A 23,166-nucleotide genomic window follows, 5' to 3' on the forward strand; every position below is an offset into this window, starting at 1 on the left:
ACCGATGACCGTACGACTCGCCCAGCTGGCCGGCCGGGCACTGCGGCCCGTCCTGTTGCCGGTGCAGTTCGCCCTGCTGCTGTTCACGCTGCGGCTCGGCCGGCTGCGGGCCGCCCGGGCGCGTGGCGACCGCGGCGCGATCAGCATCGAACTCGCTCTCGCCATCATCGCGTTGGTGTTCGTCGCAGGCGCCGTCGCGACCGCGCTGTACCTGCTGAAGGACAAGGTCGTCCAGAAGGTGGAGCAGGACCCGAACCTGCCGGGCGGCGCGGCCGCGGGCGGCGCCACCAAGTGATGCGCCGTCCTCTCCGCCGCGGAGCCGACCGGGGGTCGATGAGCGTCAGTCTCGCCATCGTCTTCCCGGTCGTCCTGCTGCTCCTGCTACTCGTCGTCCAGGCCGCACTGTGGTGGTACGACCGGCAGGTCGCGCTCAGCGCCGCCCGCGAGGGCGTGGACGCCGGGCGGGTACAGGGGAACGCGACGGACGAGGTGAAGAACGATGCGGCGCGCCGGCAGGCCCGGGACTTCCTCGACCGGCAGGGCGCGCACGACTACACGGTGCGGACCGACGGCAGCACGCCCGAGACCATCCGGGTCACCGTGGAACTGACGCCGCCGCTGCTGATACCCGGGCTCTCGGCGCCCAGCGTCACGCAGTTCGCCGAGGCGCCGCGCGAGCGCTTCGTACCGCCGGTGGTGAAGCCGTGAGACCGGGGCTGCCCGGTGCGCGCCCGCCCGGTTCACGCCTGCGCCGGTGGCGCCCCCGGCGGCGGGACCGCGGCGGGGTCGCGATCGAGGCGGCGATCGTCGTGCCGCCCGTGGTCGGCCTGGTCCTGGTGGCCATCGCCGCCGGACGGGTGCAGACCACGGCCGGCAGCGTCGAGGCCGCCGCCCGCGCCGGCGCCCGGACCGCCTCGCTGCAGCGCAGCGTGGACGGGATGGACCAGCCGGCCAGGGACTCCGCCTTCGCGTCGCTGCGCCAGCAGGGTGTGTCCTGCCGGAACGGCGACGTCCACGTGGTCAAGGGTGAGCTGGACCTGCCGGGCGGCCCGGTCACGACCGTCAAGGTCACGGTGGTCTGCGACGTCGAACTGGCCGACCTGCTCGGTGGACCGTCCGGAGTGCCCGTGACGAAACACCTCGTCGGCGAGTTCACCTCGGTGGTGGACCGCTACCGGGGCACATGACGACGCGCGCCGCCGCCACGGCGAAAACGGGGGATTGGAGGCGGCCCCCGCGGGGGAGACGCAAGCGGAGAGCGCTCGGGGGATGACGCAACGGTACCGAGTGGCGCCCGGTGGGGCCGGTGGGGAGAACAGCGTGCGGATTGGGGGGAGGGGATGCGGGTGGTGAGCCGTCTGCGGCGACGGGCGCGGGCGCGCCGGTCCGACCGGGGCGCGGTGGCCCTCTTCGTCGCCATCTGCGCGGCCTACGTCGTCCTCGTCATCGCCCTGGTGATCGACGCGGGCGGCCGACTGCGGGTCGCCGAGCGCACCGACGCCTACGCCCAGGAGGCCGCGCGGGTCGGCGGACAGCAGCTCGACCAGGCCGCCGTGCTGCAGGGGGCGGGCTTCAAGGTCGAGGAGAAGTACGTCCGGGACGCCGCCGACGCCTACCTCGGCCTGTACGGCCTGAAGGCCGGCGGCATCGAGTTCTCCGGTGACGGCAAGGTCGTCACCGTCACCGTGCAGGCCGACTACCGGCCCGTCCTGCTGGGCGCCCTCGGGGAGCGGAAGGTAACGGGCAAGGGCAGTGCGACCCTCGTCCACGGAGTCGAGAAAGCGGAGACCGACTGATGGCCGCGCCACGTGCCAAGGACCAGGCCCGAACCGCCCAGGCCCGTACCGGCCGGGCCGGAGCCACGCATACCGGAGCCACGCACAGAGGCGGCGGGGGCACGCGACGGCCCGGCGCGCCGACGCCCCGACCGCCGCGCGGCGGCGGCCGCGGCGGCGCCCTGATCACCGCGCTCGCCGCGCTGGTCACCCTGCTCGTCCTGCTGGTCGGTGTCCCCGCGCTGCTGCTGTACGGCACCCACGCGGTCGCCGGGATGGGTGACGTCGCGCCGGGCGGCGTGGGCGAGGCGCTCACCAGCCCGGACGACGGACGGCTGTTCCTGTGGGCGCTGGTGGGGGTCGGCTGGCTCGCCTGGGGGTGCTTCGCGCTCTCCGTCCTGCTGGAGATCCCCGCCCAGCTGCGCGGCCGGATCGCCCGCCGGATCCCGGCCTTCGGCTGGAGCCAGCGGATCGCGGCCGGGCTGGTCGGCTCGGTGCTCGCCCTGCTGCCGGTGGCCGGCTCGGCCTTCGCGGCCGTGCCCGAACTGACCCACACCCCGGCCGTCCAGGCCCAGTTGACCCCGGGCGTGCAGCGCGCCGCCCTGCCCGCCGCGCAGTCCGCGCCCGCCCTGACACCCGCCGCCGAGCAGCAGCCCACGTACACCGTGCGGGACAGCCGGCCCGCCGACAGCCTGTGGTCCATCGCCGAGCGACAACTGGGCTCGGGCGAACGGTGGATGGAGATCGCCAAGCTCAACGACGGGCGGGTGATGGACGATTCGGGCATCCGCTTCGACGCCGACCGGCCGATCCAGCCCGGCTGGGAACTGCTGATGCCGGCGGACGCCAAGCCGGACGAGGCGAAGAGCCCGACGCCGGCACCCGCGCCCGCTCCGGCGCCCGCGCCCTTGGGCGACACGGCGCAGGGGACTCCGCAGGGAACCTCGCCCCAGGGGACCTCGCCGCAGGCCGGGACGGAGCCGGGCGCGGGCACGGGCGGGCAGCGGACCGTCACCGTGCAGGCCGGGGACAGCCTGTCGGCCATCGCCCAGCGGGAGCTGGGGGACGGGGAGGAGTGGCCGAAGCTGTTCGAGGCCAACAAGGGAGTGCAGGCACCGGACGGGGAGCAGCTGACCAACCCGGACGTGGTGGTGCCGGGGATGGTGCTCACGGTGCCGGGAGCGGCCGCCACGCCCGCGCCCGCTCCGGCCCCTGCTCCGGCTCCGGTGCCCGCGCCCGCTCCGGCCCCAGCGCCCGCTCCGGCCCCTGCACCGGCTCCCGCGCCGTCGCAGGGCGCGCCGCAGCCGGCGCCGGCGCCGACGCACGCGCCCACCCCGGCGCCCGCGCCCGCCGCGCACGCCGACCCGGCTACCAACGACGACTACACCGTCGCCCTCACGGCCTCCACCGTCGGCATCCTGCTTGCCGCCATCATGGTCGGCACCGTCGCCCACAAGCGCGGCACCCAGCAGCGCGCCCGCCGCCCCCGGCACCGCATCGCGATGCCCGCCGCCGAGGCCGCCGCCTTCGAGAACGAGCTGATGGCGCGGCAGGACCAGGCCGGGCTCGAACTGCTGGACCGCGCCCTGCGCACCCTGGCCCGCAACACCGTGCGCGGCGGCAAACGCCTGCCCGCCATCGTCGCCGCCCGGATCACCCCCGGCCACACCGTCGAGCTGCACCTGTCCGGACCGGCCACCCCGATCGCGCCGTTCCGCGCCGCGCACGCCGCCAACGTCTGGTGGTGCAGCGCCGAGTCCGGCGACATGCTCAGCGCCGCCCAGGCCCGCAAGACCGCCGCGCCGTACCCCGCGCTGGTCACCCTCGGTACCTCGCCCGACGGCTCGGTGGTCCTCGCCGACCTGGAGGCCGTCCGGTTGCTCCACCTCTCCGGCCACCCGGACGACGCCCGCGACGTGCTGCGCACCCTCGCCATCGAACTCGCCCACAGCCCGCTCGCCGACCGGCTCCACCTGCACCTGGTCGACCTCGCCGAGGAGGTGCCGATCAGCGGCCCGGCCGCCGAACGCGTGCACCGCCACACCACCCTGGAGGCCGCGCTCGCCGCCCTCGGCCCGCGCACCGCCAAGGCCCGCGCCACCCTGGTCGCCGCCGAGGCCGCCAGCCCGCGCGACGCCCGCAGCCGGGGCCAGGCCGACGAGTCGTGGATCCCCGAGATCGTGCTCTGCGCCCAGCAGCCCGGCGGCGGGATCCCCGCCGAGCTCGGCCGGCTGCTCGACGGCCGTCCGCGCACCTGCGTCGCCGTCATCACCCTCGCCCCCGAGCGCGGAACCGGCCCGGTCGCCCGCTGGACCCTCCCGACCACCGGCCAGGCCGCCATCCCCGGCCTGCACCTCACCGTCGAGCTGCAGCGGCTCAGCGCGCGGCAGTACGACCAGGTCGCCGAGCTGCTCCGGGCCGCCGACGACACCACCCAGCACCCCGCCCCGGCCTGGACCCTGGACGGGCCGGAGGACACCGACACCACCGAACTGCCCGCCGCCGTACCGGTACTGGTCGCCGTCGGGGCCTCCGGCGGTGCGGCGGAGAGCGGTGCGCCGGAGAGCGGTGCGGACACGGCCGCCGGCCCGCGGCTGCTCGCCCGGGTCATCGGCACCGGGGCCAGCCCGTTCGCGGGCACGGACCCGGTGACGCCCGCCCCGGCGCCGACTGGTCCGGCTTCGGTTCCGGCCGGTCCGGCGCGTTTCGCGGTCAACGGGCAGGGACGGCAGGCGGCGGGCGACGAGGCCACCCGGGACCTGCGGCGGCCGGGAGCGCCGGAGGCCGAGGAGCCGGAGGGGACCGCTGCCGGGGTCGGCGAGGAGGCGACTGGCGAGGTGGTTGCCGAGGCGGTGGACGCCCCGGCGGAGGCCGCTCCGACGGCCGTGCTCGCCGTCCAGCCGGTCGTGCCGCGTCCGGTCACCCCGGAGCCCGTCGAGGAGCCGCAGCCGACTGTCGAGGCGGGACCCGGAGCCGTAGCCGCAACCGCAACCGTTTCCGAAACCGAGGCCGAGGCCGAGGCGGTGGAGACCGAGGACGCCGAAGCCGGCGCCGCCGAGCCCGGGGTGGAGCCCGGTCCCGCCTCCGGATCCGCCTCCGGATCCGCCTCCGAGCCCGGCTCCGCTGCCGCCGCCGTCGCCCCCGTCGCCCGGACCGCACTCGGTCGCAGCGACAGCGACGACCTGCTCGCCATCCTCCGGTCCCCGGAGGCGCACGCCGCCCGCAACGCGCCCCGGATCCGGCTGCTCGGCCCGGTGGACGTCGCGGGCGTCCTCGGCACCGCCGAAACCGGCGCGCTGCCCCGGCTCACCGAGCTCGCCGTCTACCTCGCGCTGCGCCCCGGCTCCGACCACCACGCCCTCGACCACGACCTGCACCCCGGCGCCGCACACCTCGACCCGCACCCCACCGCGGCCGACGCCAAGAGCCCGCTGCCGGGCAAACTCGCCGACCTGTCCGCCTGGTTCGGCATCTCGCCCGAGGGCCGCGCCTTCCTGCCCACCGACACCACCGAGGGCTACTCGTTCACCCCGGCGGTCACCTGCGACTGGGACGAGTTCCGCAGCCTCTACCGGCGCGGCATGCGCAGCACCAGCGCCACCGCCGACGCCGCCCTGGCCCACGCGCTCGCCCTGGTCCGCGGCGCCCCGTTCGCCGAGGCCCCGCCCGCCTCGTACGGCTGGGCCGAGGCCGAGCGCCAGGACATGATCGCGGCGATCGTCGACACCGCCCATGAACTGGCCGCCCGCCGCCTGCAGTACGGCGACCACCGCAGCGCCGAGGCAGCCGTCTTCCGCGGCCTCGCGGTGGCCCCGGACGTCGAACTCCTGCACCGGGACCTGTTCTACGCCTACGCCTCGGCCGGCGCACGCGACCAGCTCCTGCGCGCCGTCAACCGGCTGGACGCCCTCAGCCGCCGCACCGGCCGCGACCTCGACTCCGACACCGTCACCCTGCTGCGGGACCTGCTCGCCGGGTCCTGAGGGGCTCCGTTGCGGGGAGGAACCGTCCTCGGCCGCGTGGCATCCGCCGGTGCCGGTGCCGGTGCCGGTGCCGGTGCCGGTGCCGGTGCCGGTGCCGCGCGGCCGGGGCACGCCGTCGGCAGCCGTGGAGCGGGGTGCGGAGGAGGATGAGCGCGGTGCTCGGGAGTCTGATCGCGGTCCTCGGCACCCTGCTGGGGGCCCTCAGCACCCACCTCTTCCAGCAGCGGGCCGCCGCGCGGACCGAGGCGAGGGCACGCGAGGAACTGCTGCGCCAGGAATGCCTGGCCGCGTACAGCGGGTTCGCCGCGGCCGTGACCGAGCTCAAGCGGGCGGTCGTCACCGTATGGCTGCGTCGGTCGGACCCGCTCGCCTGCGGACCGGCGCTCGCCGAGGCCGACCGGCTGGGCGCCCTGGCCGAGACGGCGCGGTTCCGGCTGCGACTGGTGTCCGGCCGTCCCGAGCCGCTCGCCGACGCCGCGTTCGCGTGCGTGGGGGCGTTGCCCGAGGCGGTCGACCCGGTCGAACTCAAGGACCGGGAAGCCGAGTTCGAGGCAGCGGTCGCAGCGTTCATCGCCGCCGCCGCGGAGCGCCTCGCGGTCGCGCCCCACCCGAGGCCGTAGCCGACCGGGCGGTTCGTGCTCGGACAGTGTGCTCGGATTTCGTGCGCGGATTTCGTGTACGGAGTTCTTGCTCAGACGGTGCGCAGCCAGGTCTCCAGAGCGGTGAAGTCCGCTGCGGTGAGGCCTCGTTGGGGGTTCACCCGGTGGAGGAATGCGCGGGCCGGGGAGTGGGCCGCGACCCAGCGGCGGTCCGCCTCGGTGATCTCGTCGTCCAGCCAGGCGAACGGGCGGTCGGCGGCCCGGGCCACCAGCGTGCGGGTCTTCCAGTGCACGCCGCGCGGCTCGTCCTGCTCCTCCAGCGGCCAGTCCACGACGGGCAGTTGCGGAAGACCCAGCCACGGTGCCAGGCAGTCGTTGGCGTCCTCCAGCCAGGTCGTCGCCCACACCAGGTCGCAGCCAAGGCTCAGCAGGCGCGGCCCCAGCGCAGGGTTGGCGCGGGTCACCAGGGGGTTCCCGCCCGGCGTCGCGCCGGAGCCCGACGGGCTGCGGTAGGTGGGGTAGCCGCCCGGGGGAGGGGAACCGAAGGGGATCAGCGGTCCGTCCACGTCGAGGAAGAGCAAAGGGCGGTCGGTACCGGTCATGGCGGCACGATAGCGGGCGCCACGGGCGGCCTGACGAGCCGATCGGCGACCCGGCCTGGATAGGGTGCGCCGGGATCTCGTAGGGTGGCGCGCACGGAGTGTGGTGGCAAGCACCACACAGGCAAGGGCATCAGACGCCGCGGGGCGGCGGGGCGGGGCGGTGACCAGGAGATGGCGGAGACGACAGCGGTTTCCGGAGGCCCCGACCCGGCAGCGGACTCGGGCCCCTGGGACGCCGTACCGCCACCCCCGCGCGTCCCGTCCGAGGAGCACCCGCCCGGGCCCGCCGCGCTCTACGAGCCGCCGCCAGCACCCCCGGCCGTACCGGCTCCGGTGCCCACTGCGGCGCCGGCTCCTGCTCCCGTCCCGGAGCCCGCTTCCGCGCCCGCTCCGGCTGCGCAGCAGCCCCTGCAGGTGCCCACGCCGCCGCTCGCCCCTCCGGCGGGTCCGCCTGCCGGTCCGCTTGCCGGTCCGCCTGTCGCGCCACCCGTTGCGCCGACCGGATGGACGCTCACCGGCCTGCCCGCCGCAGGTGCGGCGTCCTCGGCGACGCCGCCGCCGTTCCCGGTCGCGGGCGCCGGCGGAATGCCGGGTGGCATGCCGGGTGTGGCCGCCGGCGGGCTCGGTGGTCTCGGTGCCGCGCCGCGCGGACGGATCCTGGTGATCGAGGGCGGGTACGGCAACTCCGGCCGCCGCACCTGGGGCCGGGGCGGCCCGACCCAGGCACCGGTGCTCTCGGCGATGCTCGCCGCCGTCTCGCCGCAGGTCCTGCTCGCCGCCGACGCGGTGGACGCCGTCCACCTCCCGGGCGCCAGCGACCCGCACACCGTCCTCGCCCACCTGCGGGCCGCCTCCCGGCACCCCGGGCCGCTACTGGTGCACGTGGGCGGCCACGTGGTCGCCGACAAGCGCGGCGGCCAGCTGCAGCTGACCCTGCGCGACGCCAGGCAGGACGGCCTGCCCTGGCAGGCCATCGCCGCCGAGCTGAGCCACCGCCCGGCCGAGTGGCAGACCCTGGTCATCGCCGACCTGAGCGCCGACCAGAACGCCTGGCCGTACCTCCAGGGCACCGTCTCGCCGCTCAGCGAGGGCATCCCGCTGTGGGCCGTCGTCAGCCCGGACCCGGAGCAGATCGGCACCTTCACCCGCGCCCTGATCGAGGCACTGCACGGCGGCCGGCCCGGCGCGGGCGAGGTGATCGCGCCCGAGCAGCTGCGGCAACAGGTGTACTCGGTGCTGCGGCCGGACGTGGTCATCCTGGCCACGCACGCCCCGGACCGTCCGTTCTTCCGCAACACCGCCCGGCGCGGCGACGGCCCGGTGGCCGACCTGCCGCCGGTGACGGACGTGGTGCCGCTCACGGACGCGGTGCCCGCGTTCCCGCCGCCCGCGGCACCGCTGCTGCCGCGTCCGGCGCAGCCGCAGGACGACGTCGCCGCGTGGCCGGTACCGGCCCCTCCCGCCGCTCCGGTGGGCGTCGGCGGCCCGGTGAGCCTCGTCAAGCCGGGCGTGCCGCCCACCCCGCCCCGGCCGGCCCGCCCGGTCAGCCTGCTGAAGGCGGGCGAGTCCGTGGTGGCACCGGGCGTGACCCTGCGCAAGGCGACCCCGGCCGACACCGTGCCCGAGGACACCGTGCCCGAGGACACCGTGCCCGAGGAGATTGCGCCCGAGGACACCGTGCCCGAGGAGATTGCGCCCAAGGCCGGCGTCACGCTCCTCAAGGGCCGGCCGGAGGCACCCGACGCCGTGGTCGAGGCCGAACTCCCGCAGGTGGAGGACGCGGTGGCGGCCGCGGAGGCCCTGGCCTCGGAGACGGCCGAGGTTGCCGACGTCGCGGAGACGCCGGAGGGCGCCGAGGAGACGGCAGAGGAGGCCGAGGAGACGGCCGAGGCCGTGCAGGAACCCCGGGACGCCGTCCCGGCCGAGGCCGCGCCGACCGGCGAGGTCGCGGCCGACGAGGTCCCCGCCGACGCCGTGCCGCAGGACGAGGTGCCGACCGACGCTCCGCCCGCTCCGGGGGAGGCTCCCGCCGATGCCCCGGTCGATGCCCCGGTCGATGCCCCGGCCGAAGCCCCCGCTGATGCACCGGCGGCCGGCCGGCCCCGCGCGGACTACCGCGAGGTCATCGGACGGATCGTCCGCAGTGCCGACGCAGGGGACCATGCCGCCGCGACCGACCTGGCCTTCGCCCTCGAACTGGAGGCGATCGCCGAGCACGGCGCCGTCTCCGAGCCGGTCCTCCAGGTGCGCCAGGTACGGGCGCACGTGTGCCGACTCGCGGGCCGCCCGGCCGAGGCCGCGGACATCTACCGCGAGGTGGCCCTGACGCTGCTCCGCTCGCAGGGTCCGGAGCACCCGGAGACCCAGCAGGCGGCCACCAACGCCGAGGCCTGCTGGCGCTCGATCACCGACCGCGCGGAGGCCATCCGCATCGCCCCGGAGATCATCGAGCTGCGCGCCTATCTCCCGGGTCCCGAGGGCCGCAAGCTCCGCGCCGCCGAGCGCTACCTCGCCCAGCTGGCCGCCACCGGCTGACGGGTAACCGAAGACAGCTGACAGCGGCCAGCTGACAGAGAACAGCAAACAGAAAACAGCGGACAGCTGACAGATTTCGAAATCTGTCAGCTGTCCGCTGTCGTTTGTCAGCTGTGCGGCGGTCCGGCCGTTCAGCCGTTCAGCCGCTACCGGCCGACCGAGCCGCTACCCGATCACCGACCGGCGATCGCGTGCACGAACTTGGCGGCGTCGATGGTGCCCAGGCCGCTGGCGAGGTCGTAGCCCGCGGTGGCGTTGTTGCCGGTGACTCCGCCCCAGCCGTTGTCGCCGTCCTTCACGTCCACGATGCCGCTCCACTGGCTCGGGAGCAGGTTCAGGCCGTACAGGCGCCAGTTGAGCTGGCCCAGGCGGTGGCCGGCGAGCTGGTCGGCGAGCGCGACGACACCCGAGAAGATCGGGGTGGCCTCGCTGGTGCCGCCGGTGAGGTGCCAGCCGACCGCGGTCGGGTCGTAGGACTCGTAGGTCCAGGCCCCGCCGTCGACCGCCGCGCTCATGCTGATGTCGGGCGTGCCGCGGTGGTTGCCGGTGACGTTGGCGACGCCGGCCTGGTACCACGGGCGCTCGAAGATGCCGGAGACGCCGCCGCCGCCGGCGCCGTAGTTGTCGTGCCACACCTTGTCGGCCGCGGTGCGCTTGCCGGAGTCGTCGAGGGTGAGCTGGGTGCCGCCGATGGAGGTGACCAGCGGGTCCGAGGACGGCCAGGAGTTGACCTTGTACGGGTACAGGTCGGTGCCGTTCTCCTTCGCGTCGGTGGCGCCGTTGTCGCCGGAGGCGGCGAGCACCGTGACGTTGTGGTCGGCGGCGGCCTGGAACGCGTAGCGCAGGTCGGTCAGCGACTTGAAGTCGCCCTTGTCGTACCCCGGGAAGGTGTTCTCGGTGGCGCCGAAGCTCTGCGAGATGACGTCGCCGCGGCCCGACTTGATCAGGCTCTTCTCGGCGTCCATCATCTCGGGCAGGCCGGTGGTGCCCTCGGTCTCGGCGACGCCGGTCTCGACCAGGACGATGTGCGCGTCGGGGGCGACCGCGTGGGCGTACTCGACGTCCAGGGTGGTCTCGCCGGCCCAGCCGGTGTGGTCGGGGTTGGTGGGGTCGAAGACGGGGACGTTACCCCACTTGACCACCTCGACGTTGGTGTCCGGGATGCCCCACTGCTTGTCGAAGACCTCCAGGTCGTGCTGGATGGTCGGCGAGCCGAAGGAGTCGACGATGACGATCGTGCGGCCCTTGCCGGTGATCCCCTGGTCGTACAGCGGGCTCAGGTTGTAGGCGGCGCGGTACTGCAGCGGCGAGTAGCAGTGGATGCCGATCTGGCTGACGCACTGGGTGGTGGTCAGCGGGGCGGGGCGCGCCTGGGCGTTGTGGTGCCCGAAGGAGGCGGGGCGGACGTGGACGCCCGTCAGGTTGTGCGAGGGGGCGGCGGTCGCGGCGCCGGCGGCCGGGACGGCGACGGTGCCGGCGGTCAGAGCGGTGGCTCCGACGGCGAGCAGCGCCATGGCGCGGCGGAGGGGAGCGGGGCTGCCCATGGAACTCCTTGGGACGCAGGGCCCGACCGGGTCCGGTCGGGTCGGTTGGGCCATCCCATCGAGTGCCACATGATCATGCCATAGTCATTTGGTGGGGTCATGTGATCACTACCATGGTCATGCTCGGCCACGAGAAAAGGTAAAGGCCGTCCCAGGTGAAGGTAACCATGCACCTGGAACGGCCATCTGATGACACGTCAGTCATATTCAATGAATATCAAGCGTATCCACTGACCCCGCCCGGTTCAACCCCCGGACTACCGCGCCCCGCCGTTGACGTACAGGGTCTGCCCGCTGACGTACGAGGCGTCCTCGCTCGCCAGGAAGGCGACCACCGACGCGATCTCCTCCGGCTGCCCGACCCGGCGCAGCGGCGTACGGGCGGCGACCTCGGTCTGGTGGTCCTCGGCCGTGCTGCCGACCCGCTCGGCGGTGGCCGCGGTCATCGGGGTGGCGATGTAGCCCGGGGCGACGGCGTTGACGTTGATGTTGAACGGCCCGAGCTCGATGGCCAGGGTCGCGGTGAGGCCCTGGATGCCGGCCTTGGCGGCCGCGTAGTTCGCCTGGCCCCGGTTGCCGAGGGCGGAGCGCGAGCTGAGCGAGACGATCTTCCCGTACTTCTGCGCCACCATGTACTTCTGTGCGACGTGGCTGCAGTTGTACGCGCTGGTCAGGTTGACCGTCAGCACCGTGTCCCAGTCGGACTTGGGCATCTTGAAGAACAGGTTGTCCCGGGTGATCCCGGCGTTGTTCACCAGGATGTGCACCCCGCCGAGGTCGGCGGCGATCTGCGCGAACACCGCCTCGACGGCGTCGTAGTCGGCCACGTCGCAGCCGTACGCCCGGGCGGTGCCGCCCTTGGCGGTGATCTCGGCGACCGTCCCGGCCGCCCGCTCGGCGCTGAGGTCGACCACGGCGACCGCCGCGCCCTCCTCGGCCAGCAAACGGGCGGTGGCCGCCCCGATGCCCTGTGCCGCGCCGGTCACCACGGCGACCTTGCCCGCGAAACGCGTCATGTGAACTCCTTGGAAGAGTGTGTCGGCTGCCATCTGCTGTCTGTCCGCTGTCAGACGTTCTCGACCAGCACGGCCGTACCCTGCCCCACGCCCACGCACATGGTGGCCAGGCCGCGCCGGGCGCCGGTACGGCGCATCCGGTGCAGCAGGGTGGTGAGGATGCGGGCGCCGGAGCCGCCCAGGGGGTGGCCGAGGGCGATCGCCCCGCCGCTGGGGTTGACCAGCGCGTCGGCCTGCTCGGGGTCGAAGCCGATGCCGTCGGCGGAGGCCAGTGCCTGGGCGGCGAAGGCCTCGTTGAGCTCGGCGGTCTCCAGGTCCGCGAGCGACCAGCCGGCCCGCCCGAGCACCTTCGCCGTCGCCGGCACCGGGCCGATGCCCATGACGTCCGGGTGCACCCCGGCCGAGGCGCCGGCCACGTACCGGCCGAGAGGCTGCAGCCCGAGGTCGCGCAGGGCCTCCTCGCTGACCAGGACCAGTCCGGCCGCGCCGTCGTTCATCGGCGAGGCGTTCCCGGCCGTGACGGTACCTCCGGGCCGGAAGACCGGCTTGAGCCCGGCGAGCTTCGCCAGGCTGGTGTCCTCGCGGATGCTCTCGTCCTGGCTCACCGTCACCCCGTCCGGCCGTTCGACCGGGATCAGCTCGGCGTCGAAGTGCCCGTCCTTGCGGGCGGCGGCGGCCCGCTGGTGGCTGCGCAGTGCGAAGGCGTCCTGGCGCTCACGGGTGATGCCGTACCGGCCGGCCACCTCCTCGGCGGTCTCGCCCATGCTGAGCACGCCGTGCAGGTCGGCCATCCGGGGGTTGGTGAGCCGCCAGCCGAGCCGGGTGTCGTAGGTCTCCATCCGGTGCGGCAGCGCCTCGTCGGGGCGGGGCAGGACGAAGGGGGCGCGGGTCATCGACTCGCAGCCGCCGGCCAGCACCACGTCGGCCTCGCCGGAACCGATGGCCCGGGCGGCGAGGGTGACGGCTTCCAGGCCGGAGGCGCAGAGCCGGTTGACGGTGGCTCCGGGGACGGTCTCCGGCAGGCCGGCCAGCAGGACGGCCATCCGGGCGGCGTTGCGGTTGTCCTCGCCGGCCTGGTTGGCGGCGCCCCAGTAGACGTCGTCGATCCGGGCCGGGTCGAGGGCGGGTACGTCGGCGAGCAGGGCGCGCAGCACGGTGGCGGAGAGGTCGTCCGGGCGGACCGTGGCGAGCGCTCCGCGCAGCCGGCCGATGGGTGTGCGGCGGGCGGCGGCGAAGTAGACAGGACGCACGTCGTCGGGCTCCTTAGCGAAGAGGGTGGGTCAGAAGGCGTTGACGCCGGTGAGGGCGCGTCCGATGAGCAGTTGGTGGATCTGGCTGGTGCCCTCGTAGAGGGTCATCACCCGCGCGTCGCGCAGGTACTTGCCGACCGGGTACTCGTCGATGAATCCGTACCCGCCGAACACCTGGAGCGCGTTGTTGGCGGCCCGGACGGCGGCCTCGCTCGCGTAGAGCTTGGCGACGGAGGACTCGGTGGCGAACGGGAGGCCGCGCTCGATGTGGTCGGCGACCTTCCAGGTGAGCAGCCGGGCCGCCTCGACGTCCACGGCGATGCCGGCCAGCAGCTCCTGGACGAGCTGGTGCGAGGCGATCGTCCGGCCGAACTGTTCGCGCTCGCCCGCGTAGCGGACGGCGGCCTCCAGGCAGGCGCGGGCGATGCCGACGCAGCCGGCCGCGACCGACATCCGGCCCTTGGCCAGCGCGGCCATCGCGACCGTGAAGCCCTTGCCGACCTCGCCGAGCCGGGCGCTGTCCGGCACCCGGACGTTCTCGAAGGAGAGTCCGGCGGTGGCCTGGCCGCGCAGGCCCAGCTTGCCGTGGATCTCGGTGCGGGTGAAGCCGGGCAGATCGGTGGGGACCAGGAAGGCGGTGATGCCCCGGTGCCCCCGCTGCTCGGGCTCGCTGCCGCCGGTGCGGGCGAAGACCAGGGCGACGTCGGCCCAGGTGCCGTTGGTGATGAACGTCTTGGCGCCGCTGATCAGCCAGTCCGAGCCGTCCCGCACCGCGCGGGTGGTGAGGTTGGCGGCGTCCGAGCCGGTGCCGGGCTCGGTGAGCGCGAAGCAGGCGAGCGCCTCGCCCGAGGTGAGCCGGGGCAGCCAGTGCCGCTTCTGCTCCTCGGTGCCGAAGCCGTTGATCGACTTGCCGACCAGGCCGAGCGAGACCGAGACGATCCCGCGCACGGCCGAGTCACCGCGCCCGAGCTCCTCCAGGACCAGACAGTACGCGAGGTGGTCGCCGCCGCTGCCGCCGTACTCCTCGGGGATGGTCAGGCCGAGGAAGCCGACCTTCGCCAGTTTGCCGATGATCGCGCGGTCGACGGACTCGGCGCGATCCCACTCGGTGGCGTACGGCACGATCTCGCGGTCGGTGAAGGAGGCGGCGAGGTCCCGGACGGCGCTCTGCTGCTCGGACAACTCCAGGTTCACGGCGGCTCCCGAATCCCGTGTCCAGGGTCCGGGCGAGGTCCGGACCGATTAAACTAGCGCTGCAAGTTTTCTGGGGGGACTGTAGCCCCGCCCGGCCCGCGCTGGGAAGAGGCACCTGCCAGAATCGGTCCCCAGCACACCCGACCGGAGGAACCGGAGGCAGCCGCCGAGATGGCCCGTCCACGCACCCCGCTGCTCAGCCGCGAGCGCATCGTCGCCGCTGCCCTGCGGCTGATCGACGACGAGGGGCTGGACGCCCTCTCCACCCGCCGCCTCGCCACCGAGCTGTCGGTCAGCGGGCCCTCGCTCTACAACCACTTCGCCACCAAGGACGAGCTGCTGGACGCGGTGGTGGACAGCGTCATCGGCGAAGTCGACCTGTCGATGTTCGGGAGTGTCGGGACCACCGGAACCGTCGGGACTCCCTGGCCGCAGGCACTGCGCGACTGGGCCCGTTCCTACCGCGCCGCGCTGGCCGCCCACCCCAACATCGTCCCGGTCCTCGCCCAGGGCCCGGGGCGGCGGCCGAACGCGCTGCGCCTGGCCGACGCGGTCTTCGGTCACCTGGTCGAGACCGGGTGGCCACGCGGCCAGGCGACCAGGATCGGCGCGCTGATGCGCTACTTCGTCACCGGCTCCGCACTGGCCTCGTTCGCGGCCGGCTTCCCGGCGGACGCCGAGGTCTACGACGCGGCCGACTACCCGCACCTCGGCGAGGCGCACCGGCTGGCCGGACACCGGGGGGCGGTCGACGAGGGCGCCTTCGAGACCGGCTTGGAGGCCCTGCTGGACGGGCTCGCCCTGCGCTTCGAGCGGCTCCCGGCACGGCCCTGACCTCGCGGCGCCGGCATCGCTACCAGGGCTCGCGCGGGACGAAGGCCGGCCGCAGCGCCGGGTCCACCGGGTCGTAGTACCGGTGGTAGACCGGCGTCAGCCCGCCCGAGACCGGGGGCACGATCCAGCTCCAGTCCGCCGGGGTCGTCCGGCCGAGCCGCTTCTCCTGGGCGACGTGCTTGAGGAAACGTTCCGACTCGGTGTGGTGGTCGGCGATCGTCACCCCGGCCTCCTGGAAGGAGTGCAGCACGGCGATGTTGAGCTCGATCAGCGCGCGGTCGCGCCAGAGCGTGCGGTCGCTGGAGGTGTCCAGGCCCAGCCGTTCGGCGACGGTGCCGAGCATGTCGTAGCGGTCGGCGTCGGCGAGGTTGCGGGCGCCGATCTCGGTGCCCATGTACCAGCCGTTGAACGGCGCGGCCGGGTAGCGGACGCCGCCGATCTCCAGCGTCATGTCGCTGATCGCGGGCACCGCGTACCAGCGCAGCCCGAGGTCGGCGAACCAGCCGTACTCGGGGTGGCTCAGCGGCACCTCCAGCGTGGTGCCGTCCGGCAGTTCGTACCGTACGGGCCGCTCGCCCGGCCGCTCCTGGACCAGCAGTGGCAGCACCTCGAAGCGGTCCTCGGCGCACTTCCAGCCCAGGTCGCGGGCGCGGGCGGTGAGCGCGATGCCGGCCGGGTCGCCGACGACGGCCTCGCCGACCCGGTGGCCGGCGTAGCGGACCAGCTGCTGGTTGAGGATGCGGGCGGCCGGGCGGCCCGGGCGGTCGGGGGCGAACACCGAGACCACCGGGCGGATCCGGCCGCCGTTGCCCGCCAGCCGCAGGTGCTCGAAGCACTCGGCGGCGATGTCGTCGGCCGAGGTGAGGTGGCGCAGGTCCCGGACGACCAGGCTGCGCCAGTAGAGCCGGCCGATGCACCGGGCGGCGTTGCGCCAGGCGAGCTTGGCACCGTAGGCGAGTTCGGCGGAGGTGTGCCGGTAGCTGCCGGTGCGGTCGATCTCGTCGAGAACGGCGCGCAGCCGCGGCTGCGGGTCCCCGGAGGCGGGCTGTTCGTGGTGGAACTGCCGGATGAAGTCGGCGGCCTGGTCCGGGTCGGTGAACGGCGGCGGCGCGGGCACGGCCGCGGTCGCGGACGCGGTCAGGGGGTCCTGGAACGCCTGGCCCTGGTACGCCTGGTCCCGGAAGGCCTGGGCCTGGTACGCCGCCGGGTCTGGCCTGCCGACGTGGGCCTGCGGCTGCTGGTGCGCGTGGTCGTGGGCGTACGGGCAGCCGCCGGTCATGGTGGCGGCCGCGGTTCTGCGGGTGCGAAGCCGGTTGAAGATCAAGGACACATCCCTCCTGTCGCACAGGAGTACCGGAGGTGTCCGGTCCACCGCAGAGAGTGAACGATTCGGCCCCCGCACCCGCGCGGAGCGCGCTAGGGTGCGGGGGCCGAAGGTCAGACTGTCGGATCAGCCGATGTTCCGGCTGTCAGCCCATGTCCTCCAGTCGGACGCCCTTGGTCTCCTTCAGGTACTTCGCCACGAAGGGGACGGACAGCGCCGCGAAGGCGGCGTAGATCAGGTAGGTCGCCGACAGGTTCCACCGCGACATGGACGGGAACGAGACGGTGATCGCCCAGTTGGCGATCCACTGCGCGGAGGCGGCGACGGAGAGCGCGGCGGCGCGGATCCGGTTCGGGAACATCTCGCCGAGCATCACCCAGACGACCACGCCCCAGGACATCGCGAAGAACAGCACGAAGGCGTTGGCGGCGATCAGGGCGACGGTGCCCTGGAGGTCGGGCAGGGTGAGGTTGTCGCCGCTGCCGGTGGCCGAGGAGAACGCCCAGCCGGCCGTGCCGAGTGCGACCGCCATGCCGACCGAGCCGATCAGGGCGAGCGGCTTGCGGCCGATCCGGTCGACCAGCACGATCGCGATCACGGTGCCGAGGATGTTGATGACCGAGCCGATGAAGCTGATCATCAGCGAGTTGCTCTGGTCGATGCCGACCGACTGCCACAGGATCGACGAGTAGTAGAAGATCACGTTGATGCCGACCAGCTGCTGGAACACCGACAGGCCGATGCCGACCCAGACGATCGGCAGCAGGCCGAAGCGGCCGCCGAGCAGGTCGCGGAAGCGCGGGCGGTGGTCGGAGTCGATCAGCGTCCGGATCTCGGCGATCCGGGTGTCGGTGTCCACACCCTCGCCCTCGACCTGGGCGAGCACCTTGCGGGCGTCGGCCAGGCGGTCGGCCTGGATCAGGTAGCGCGGGGACTCGGGGATGACCGAGGAGAGCACGAAGTAGACCGCGGCGGGGACGACGCAGATGCCGAGCATCCACTGCCAGGCCTCCAGGCCGAGCAGTTGGCCGCGGGTGTCGCCGCCGGCGGCCTGCGCCAGCATCCAGTTGATCAGCTGGGATATCGCGATGCCGAGCACGATCGCGGCCTGCTGGAAAGAGGCCAGTCGGCCGCGGTACTTGGTCGGCGCGACCTCGGCGATGTAGGTCGGGGCGATCACCGAGGCGATGCCGATGGCCGCGCCGCCGAGGACGCGCCACAGGGCGAGGTCCCAGGCGGAGAAGGGCAGCATCGAGCCGACGGCGCTGACCGCGAACAGCAGCGCGCCCGCCTTCATGACCTTGATGCGGCCGTACCGGTCGGCGAACCGGCCGGCCAGTGCCGCGCCGATCGCCGAGCCCAGCAGGGCCGAGGAGACGATCAGGCCGGTCACGCCGTCGCCGACGCCGAACTTCGCCTGGATGCCGGAGACGGCGCCGTTGATCACGGAGCTGTCGTAGCCGAACAGGAACCCGCCGAGGGCCGCGGCGGCGGTGATGAAGACGACGAAGCCGAGGCGGCCGGGCGCGGGGTCCTCGACCGCCCCGGAGGGCTTCTGGGTGACGCTCACGATCTGACTCCTGGTACTCAACGCTGAGCTCGGTCGCCGAGATCGTAACCCTTATTCATTTAACTCTTGTAGGCCGGGGGCTCAATTTTCGCTTCGAGAATTCGTAAGGTGAACAAGCAAATTGAGCCACCGGGCCACCGGGCCACCGGGCCACCGCCGCGGGCCGGGCTCCGCCGCGGGCCGGGCTCCGCCTCGGGCCTGGCCGCCTGAGTTCGGGGCGGTGCCGCTCACGCCGGGGCGGAGAGCGAGAGCCCGAACCGGCCCTCCGGATCCGTCCACCAGTGGCTCAGTCGCAGTCCCGCCGCCGCCAGCTCTCCGGCCACTCGCTCGCGGCGGAACTTGGCCGACACCTCGGTGCGCAGCTCCTCGCCGCGGGCGAAGTGCACCGGCAGGTCCAGGGCCGGGATCTTCACGGTCTGCGAGCGCAGCGAGCGCAGCCGCATCTCGATCCACTCCTGTTCGGCGTCCCAGCGCGCGACGTGCTCGAAGGCGTCCGGGTCGAAGTCGGCGCCCAGCTCGCGGTTGAGCACGTTGAGCACGTTCCGGTTGAACTCGGCGGTCACCCCGGCGGAGTCGTCGTAGGCGGCGACCAGCACCGCCGGGTCCTTGACCAGGTCGGTGCCGAGTAGCAGGAAGTCGCCGGGGTCGAGGGCGGCACGCAGGCCGCGCAGGAAGGCGGCGCGCTCCTCGGGCAGCAGGTTGCCGAGGGTGCCGCCGAGGAAGGCGACCAGGCGCGGGCCGCCCTCGGGGGGCAGTCCGAGCCGAGCGGTGAAGTCGGCCAGCACGCCGTGCACGGCCAGGCCAGGGTACTCGCCGGCGAGCGCGGAGCCGGCGGTGGTCAGCGCGCTCTCGCTGACGTCCACCGGGACGTACGTCTCCAGGGTGTCGAGTGCGCGCAGCGCGTCCAGGAGGAGCCGGGTCTTCTCGGAGGAGCCGGAGCCCAGCTCGACCAGGGTGTGGGCCCGGGTGGCGGCGGCGATCTCGCCGGCCCGGGCGGTGAGGATGGCCCGCTCGGCGCGGGTCGGGTAGTACTCGGGCAGCCGGGTGATCTCCTCGAACAGCTCGCTGCCCCGCGCGTCGTAGAACCACTTCGGCGGCAGCCACTTGGGTTCCGAGGTCAGGCCGTGCTGCACGTCCTGGCGCAACGTGGTGCTGAAGTGGTCGGCGGGCAGCAGTCGGGTGAGCTCGAAGGTGTCCATGACAGGGTGGTTCCTCTGTTCAGAAGATGAAGGGAGGGTGGAGGGTCAGTAGTGACTGGGGAGCCGACGGACGGTGACGCCGTGGCCGCCGACCAGCAGCAGCGAGCCGTCCGGCACGGGCGTCCAGCCCGGTCCGTCGTCGTACGGCTCGGAGGCCACCACCGTCCCGAGGCCCGGCAGGGTCCGGTGGTGCAGGGTGTCGCCCCAGGTGGTCGCGGCGAGCGCGGTGCCGTCGGTGAGCAGCAGGTTGAGCCGCCCGGTGGTGTGCGCGGCGACGTCCGCGACGGTGCCCGCCAGGGCCTCGTCGAGCCCGGCGCCGGCCCGCAGCCGGTGCAGGGTCAGGGCCCACAGCAGGGCCGAGTCGGTGCGCGCCTCCAGCTCCAGCAGCTCGGCCGACGGGAGCAGCGCGGCCAGGGCGTCCAGCTTGCCCGGCCAGCCGGCCACCGCGCCGTTGTGGCTGAACAGCCAGCGCTCGGCGGCGAACGGCGCGGCCGCGCTCTCGCCCGCCGCGCAGCCCTCGGTGGCGGAGCGCACGGCGGCCAGCAGCGCGCGGGTGCGGACCACCCGGGCCAGGTCGGCGAAGGTCTCGTCGGCCCAGATCGGCCCGGTCCGGCGGTAGCGGGCGGGCACCTGGTCACCGTCCGCGTACCAGCCGAGGCCGAAGCCGTCCACGTTGACCGTGCCGAACCGCTGCGTCCGGGGCGCCCAGGACTGCCGGTACAGCCCGTACGGCGGGTGCACCAGCAGCTCCTGTGGAGCCACGGGCTCGCCCAGGTAGGCGATGTGGCGGCACATCAGTCGCGCTCCGCGTCGCGGGCGGTGCGGAACCCGGCGAAGATCTGCCGCCGGATCGGGTAGTCCCAGTTGCGGAACGTGCCCCGGCAGGCGACCGGCGCCACCGCGAAGCAGCCGCCGCGCAGCACCTTGTACTCGGGGCCGAAGAAGACCTCCGAGTACTCCCGGTACGGCCAGGCCCGGAAGCCCGGGTAGGGGTGGAGGTCGTCGGCCGTCCACTCCCACACGTCGCCGATCAACTGCCGTACGCCGTACGGGGACTGTCCCTCGGGGTAGGAGCCGGCCCCGGCCGGGCGCAGATGGCGCTGGCCCAGGTTGGCGTGCTCGGGGCCGGGGGTCCGGTCGCCCCAGGGGTAGCGGCGGGAGCGGCCGGTGACCGGGTCGTGCCGGGCCGCCTTCTCCCACTCCGCCTCGGTCGGCAGCCGCCGCCCGGCCCACCGGGCGTACGCGTCCGCCTCGTACCAGCTGACGTGCAGCACCGGCTCGTTCGGCTCGACGGGCTCGACTGCGCCGAAGCGGCGGCGCAGCCACTCGCCGCCCTGGCGCTGCCAGAACAGCGGGGCGGTCAGCCCGGCGCGCTGCCGGTGCGTCCAGCCCTCCGGCGTCCACCAGCGCGGGTCGTCGTATCCGCCCTCGGCGATGAAGCGCTGGTAGGCGGCGTTGGTGACCGGCGTGGTGTCCAGCAGGAAGGCCGGCAGGTCGACGGTGTGGGCCGGGCGCTCGTTGTCCAGCGCCCACGGCTCGGTGTCCGTTCCCATGGTGAACGGTCCTGCGGGGATGAGGACTTCGGCGGGCAGCGTGGCGGCGTCGACGGGTGCGGGCGGCGGTGGGGGAGCGGCCAGGGCCGGCGCGCCCCTGCGGAGCTGATGGGTGATCAGCATCGTCTCGTCGTGCTGCTGTTCGTGCTGCGCGATCATCCCGAACGCGAACCCGGCCTCCAGCAGCGGCGCGCCCTCCAGCGGGCTGGCGGCGAGCATGTCCAGCACCCGGCCGCGCACCTCATGGGCGTACGCGCGGGCCTCGGCGGGCGGCAGCAGCGGCAGGCTGGGGCGTTCGGCCCGGGGGTGCTGGAAGGCGTCGTACAGCCCGTCGATCTCCGGGTGCATCGGGTCCCGGCCGCCGACGTTGCGCAGCAGCCAGAGCTCCTCCTGGTTGCCGATGTGCGCGAGGTCCCAGACCAGCGGGGACATCAGCGGGGAGTGCTGGGCGGTGAGGTCGCCGTCCTCGACGCAGTCGGTCAGCGCGGCGGTCCGGGCGCGGGCGGCCGACAGCTCGGCGGCGATGGTCTCGCGCAGGTCCTCGATGCCGCGGGGTGCCTCGATGCCGCGTGCGGCCTCGGAACCGCGGTCTTCGATGCCGCGATCCTCGATCCCGGGTGCTGCGCCGACCTCCTGGGCGGGGGCTGCGGTCGGGCCGTTCGGTCGGACGTCGGTCATGGGGCGGCCTCCTCCGTGGGAGTGCGTCGGGTGCCGGAGCGCAGGGCGTCCAGCTGGTCGTCGGCCGGACAGCGGCCGCGCGCGGGGTAGCGCTCGGCGAACTCGGCGACGGCGGTGCGCAGCCGCCCGGCACCGGGCAGGCGGCCCAGTGCGGCGTCGGCGGCGGCGAAGCAGGTGAGGGCGGCGCGGCGCAGTTCGGGGTCGGCGACCGCCAGGGTGGCGGCGCGGCACCAGACGTCGTTGCGCGGCGGTCGCGGACCGTCCGCGCACGCGAGGGGCTCCAGCGCGGCCAGCGCGGCATCGGCGGCCACCGGGTCGTCCAGCAGCGCGGTGACCAGCGCGGTGACCACCGTCCAGCCGTCCCCGGGCTGGGCGTCGATCATCCGCAGCTCCAGGTGGCCGCGCGGGCGCACCGGCGGGAAGAGGGTGGTGCGGTGGTAGTCCAAGTCGGCGAGGGTGGGCGGTCGTTCGCCTCCGCCGCGGATCCACTCACGGAAGGTCAGCCCGGGCGGGACCGTCCACGGCAGTCCCTCAGGCCGTTGCATGCACAGCACTTCGGCGTCCAGTACGTACCGCGCCCAGGCCTCGCGCGGGTCGCCGTGGTCCGGCTCCGGGGCCAGCGTGCGGGTCGGGTCCATCCGGGACCAGACGGTCTGCCGGGTCGACCGGTGACCGGTCGGCCTGCCGTCCAGCAGCGGGGAGTTGGCGAAGGCGGCGACCAGCACCGGGCCCAGCCGGTGGACCAGCTGCCAGCGGCGCTCCACGGCGTGCGGGCCGTCCGCTTCGCCGGCGTCCAGGCACACCTGCACCGACGCGGTACCGGTCATCATGATCCGGCCCCAGGGCCCCGCGGAGTCGAAGAAGCGCTCCATCGCGAGGTAGCGGGGGTGGTCCAGCACCATCCGTCGGGGGCGGGCCAGCGGGTCCGTCCCGGTGCCGGTGAGTCGCAGGCCCTGTGCCGCGAAGGCGGCCCGCAGGGCGGTCAGATCGCGTCGGGTGTCGTCGACGCAGGCCAGGAGGCCGGTGGCGGGCGGGGAGCTGAGCTCGACCTGTCCGCCGGGTTCGAGCGTGAGGCGCGAACCGGAGGGGAGCGAGGTGCCGTCGGTGCCGCCGAGGGGCAGCGACTCCAGTGCGGCGTGGATCAGTTCCGGCCGGACGGGCCGGGTGGGACATCGATCGTCATGGACGAACCACTCGACCTCGACACCTACCAGTCGGGGCGGTCCGATCTTGAAACAGACACCCGACACGTGGCTGCGCGCCCCCGATTCGGTCAGCGGGGTCACCCCCGTCGGGGGCGGTGGTGCGCTCTGCCGGTCGGGCGGAGTGGTGTGGGATATGGGTATCACCGGACTCACCATCCTCGGGATCACGATTGCGGCCCGGTCTACTTTGCCCAGTCTGCTACGGAGCATGCGGGGGCGCTCCGCAAAAATCGCGTGAACGTTGGTTTCCGCAGGCCAGGGGCGTGGCGAACGGGTGATTGCGGGGTTTTGGGCGGCTTGTACGC

At 74.1% G+C, this 23,166-nt stretch carries 19 protein-coding genes; 8 read left to right on the forward strand and 11 right to left on the reverse strand.

All coding sequences use genetic code 11. The annotated features are described in order from the left end of the window. The first annotated feature begins 4 nt into the window (after positions 1-4). From ACZ52J_RS17775 to ACZ52J_RS17800, 6 genes are all read left to right on the forward strand, one after another. Positions 5-295: a hypothetical protein gene (locus tag ACZ52J_RS17775; RefSeq protein WP_360489919.1), complete on the forward strand. Its 291-nt coding sequence runs from the start codon at positions 5-7 to the stop codon at positions 293-295. A 38-nt stretch (positions 296-333) separates the two neighbouring features. Beyond that, positions 334-708 (forward strand): TadE/TadG family type IV pilus assembly protein, encoded by a 375-nt coding sequence (locus ACZ52J_RS17780; protein WP_465619827.1) that lies wholly within the window; start codon positions 334-336, stop codon positions 706-708. Then, positions 705-1,187 (forward strand): TadE/TadG family type IV pilus assembly protein, encoded by a 483-nt coding sequence (locus ACZ52J_RS17785; RefSeq protein WP_360489915.1) that lies wholly within the window; start codon positions 705-707, stop codon positions 1,185-1,187. Before ACZ52J_RS17780 ends, ACZ52J_RS17785 begins: the two co-directional genes overlap by 4 nt. Positions 1,188-1,346: 159 nt before the next feature. After that, positions 1,347-1,796 (forward strand): hypothetical protein, encoded by a 450-nt coding sequence (locus tag ACZ52J_RS17790; protein WP_396287649.1) that lies wholly within the window; start codon positions 1,347-1,349, stop codon positions 1,794-1,796. Beyond that, entirely contained in the window at positions 1,796-5,758 is a 3,963-nt protein-coding gene (locus ACZ52J_RS17795) for a LysM peptidoglycan-binding domain-containing protein (protein ID WP_465619829.1), read from the forward strand. Before ACZ52J_RS17790 ends, ACZ52J_RS17795 begins: the two co-directional genes overlap by 1 nt. 146 nt (positions 5,759-5,904) lie before the next feature. Beyond that, positions 5,905-6,378 (forward strand): hypothetical protein, encoded by a 474-nt coding sequence (locus tag ACZ52J_RS17800; protein ID WP_465619830.1) that lies wholly within the window; start codon positions 5,905-5,907, stop codon positions 6,376-6,378. 71 nt (positions 6,379-6,449) lie between these two features. Here the strand turns inward: ACZ52J_RS17800 and ACZ52J_RS17805 are convergent, their stop codons facing one another. Beyond that, the gene (locus ACZ52J_RS17805) at positions 6,450-6,959 is read right to left on the reverse strand and encodes an HAD domain-containing protein (RefSeq protein WP_465619832.1); all 510 of its coding nucleotides are present in this window, start codon (positions 6,957-6,959) and stop codon (positions 6,450-6,452) included. A gap of 597 nt (positions 6,960-7,556) precedes the next feature. Between ACZ52J_RS17805 and ACZ52J_RS17810 the strand changes: the two genes are divergently transcribed. Then, on the forward strand, positions 7,557-9,494 hold the full coding sequence (locus tag ACZ52J_RS17810) for a hypothetical protein (protein WP_465619834.1): 1,938 nt from the start codon (positions 7,557-7,559) through the stop codon (positions 9,492-9,494). A gap of 173 nt (positions 9,495-9,667) precedes the next feature. Here ACZ52J_RS17810 and ACZ52J_RS17815 read toward each other — a convergent pair whose 3' ends face one another. The 4 genes from ACZ52J_RS17815 to ACZ52J_RS17830 all read right to left on the reverse strand — a co-directional run bounded on the left by ACZ52J_RS17815 (position 9,668) and on the right by ACZ52J_RS17830 (position 14,498). Continuing rightward, complete coding sequence (locus ACZ52J_RS17815) at positions 9,668-11,038, reverse strand: S53 family peptidase (protein ID WP_360489903.1); 1,371 nt, start codon at positions 11,036-11,038, stop codon at positions 9,668-9,670. A 257-nt stretch (positions 11,039-11,295) separates the two neighbouring features. Next, positions 11,296-12,054, reverse strand: a complete 759-nt coding sequence (locus ACZ52J_RS17820; protein WP_360489901.1) for a beta-ketoacyl-ACP reductase — start codon at positions 12,052-12,054, stop codon at positions 11,296-11,298. Between the two features lie 50 nt (positions 12,055-12,104). Beyond that, the gene (locus tag ACZ52J_RS17825; protein WP_465619837.1) at positions 12,105-13,304 is read right to left on the reverse strand and encodes a thiolase family protein; all 1,200 of its coding nucleotides are present in this window, start codon (positions 13,302-13,304) and stop codon (positions 12,105-12,107) included. A 30-nt stretch (positions 13,305-13,334) separates the two neighbouring features. Beyond that, on the reverse strand, positions 13,335-14,498 hold the full coding sequence (locus ACZ52J_RS17830; RefSeq protein WP_465619839.1) for an acyl-CoA dehydrogenase family protein: 1,164 nt from the start codon (positions 14,496-14,498) through the stop codon (positions 13,335-13,337). A 171-nt stretch (positions 14,499-14,669) separates the two neighbouring features. On the opposite strand from ACZ52J_RS17830, the gene ACZ52J_RS17835 reads away from it, so the two are divergent. After that, positions 14,670-15,332 (forward strand): TetR/AcrR family transcriptional regulator, encoded by a 663-nt coding sequence (locus tag ACZ52J_RS17835; protein WP_360489895.1) that lies wholly within the window; start codon positions 14,670-14,672, stop codon positions 15,330-15,332. Between the two features lie 19 nt (positions 15,333-15,351). Here ACZ52J_RS17835 and ACZ52J_RS17840 read toward each other — a convergent pair whose 3' ends face one another. The 6 genes from ACZ52J_RS17840 to egtA all read right to left on the reverse strand — a co-directional run bounded on the left by ACZ52J_RS17840 (position 15,352) and on the right by egtA (position 22,906). Further along, positions 15,352-16,662: a nitric oxide synthase oxygenase gene (locus tag ACZ52J_RS17840; RefSeq protein WP_465619841.1), complete on the reverse strand. Its 1,311-nt coding sequence runs from the start codon at positions 16,660-16,662 to the stop codon at positions 15,352-15,354. Positions 16,663-16,801: 139 nt separating this feature from the next. Next, positions 16,802-18,229: a sugar porter family MFS transporter gene (locus ACZ52J_RS17845; RefSeq protein ID WP_465620012.1), complete on the reverse strand. Its 1,428-nt coding sequence runs from the start codon at positions 18,227-18,229 to the stop codon at positions 16,802-16,804. Between the two features lie 224 nt (positions 18,230-18,453). Then, complete coding sequence (egtD, locus tag ACZ52J_RS17850) at positions 18,454-19,425, reverse strand: L-histidine N(alpha)-methyltransferase (RefSeq protein ID WP_465619843.1); 972 nt, start codon at positions 19,423-19,425, stop codon at positions 18,454-18,456. A 45-nt stretch (positions 19,426-19,470) separates the two neighbouring features. After that, a complete protein-coding gene (gene egtC, locus ACZ52J_RS17855; RefSeq protein WP_360489887.1) occupies positions 19,471-20,220 on the reverse strand; it encodes an ergothioneine biosynthesis protein EgtC in 750 nt (249 codons plus the stop codon). Continuing rightward, entirely contained in the window at positions 20,220-21,656 is a 1,437-nt protein-coding gene (gene egtB / locus ACZ52J_RS17860; RefSeq protein ID WP_465619844.1) for an ergothioneine biosynthesis protein EgtB, read from the reverse strand. The genes egtC and egtB overlap by 1 nt, the downstream gene beginning before the upstream one ends. Then, complete coding sequence (gene egtA / locus ACZ52J_RS17865) at positions 21,653-22,906, reverse strand: ergothioneine biosynthesis glutamate--cysteine ligase EgtA (RefSeq protein WP_465619846.1); 1,254 nt, start codon at positions 22,904-22,906, stop codon at positions 21,653-21,655. The genes egtB and egtA overlap by 4 nt, the downstream gene beginning before the upstream one ends. Positions 22,907-23,166: the final 260 nt, after the last annotated feature.

This window comes from Kitasatospora sp. NPDC034035 (genome assembly GCF_055575755.1).

What these genes read in the sequence shown, in the direction of transcription:
- ACZ52J_RS17775 (WP_360489919.1), top strand. Translation starts at nt 5, where the DNA reads ATGACCGTACGACTCGCCCAGCTGGCCGGCCGGGCACTGCGGCCCGTC.
- ACZ52J_RS17780 (WP_465619827.1), top strand. Translation starts at nt 334, where the DNA reads ATGAGCGTCAGTCTCGCCATCGTCTTCCCGGTCGTCCTGCTGCTCCTG.
- ACZ52J_RS17795 (WP_465619829.1), top strand. Translation starts at nt 1,796, where the DNA reads ATGGCCGCGCCACGTGCCAAGGACCAGGCCCGAACCGCCCAGGCCCGT.
- ACZ52J_RS17800 (WP_465619830.1), top strand. Translation starts at nt 5,905, where the DNA reads ATGAGCGCGGTGCTCGGGAGTCTGATCGCGGTCCTCGGCACCCTGCTG.
- ACZ52J_RS17805 (WP_465619832.1), bottom strand. Translation starts at nt 6,959, where the DNA reads ATGACCGGTACCGACCGCCCTTTGCTCTTCCTCGACGTGGACGGACCG.
- ACZ52J_RS17810 (WP_465619834.1), top strand. Translation starts at nt 7,557, where the DNA reads ATGCCGGGTGTGGCCGCCGGCGGGCTCGGTGGTCTCGGTGCCGCGCCG.
- ACZ52J_RS17815 (WP_360489903.1), bottom strand. Translation starts at nt 11,038, where the DNA reads ATGGGCAGCCCCGCTCCCCTCCGCCGCGCCATGGCGCTGCTCGCCGTC.
- ACZ52J_RS17820 (WP_360489901.1), bottom strand. Translation starts at nt 12,054, where the DNA reads ATGACGCGTTTCGCGGGCAAGGTCGCCGTGGTGACCGGCGCGGCACAG.
- ACZ52J_RS17835 (WP_360489895.1), top strand. Translation starts at nt 14,670, where the DNA reads ATGGCCCGTCCACGCACCCCGCTGCTCAGCCGCGAGCGCATCGTCGCC.
- egtD (WP_465619843.1), bottom strand. Translation starts at nt 19,425, where the DNA reads ATGGACACCTTCGAGCTCACCCGACTGCTGCCCGCCGACCACTTCAGC.
- egtC (WP_360489887.1), bottom strand. Translation starts at nt 20,220, where the DNA reads ATGTGCCGCCACATCGCCTACCTGGGCGAGCCCGTGGCTCCACAGGAG.
- egtB (WP_465619844.1), bottom strand. Translation starts at nt 21,656, where the DNA reads ATGACCGACGTCCGACCGAACGGCCCGACCGCAGCCCCCGCCCAGGAG.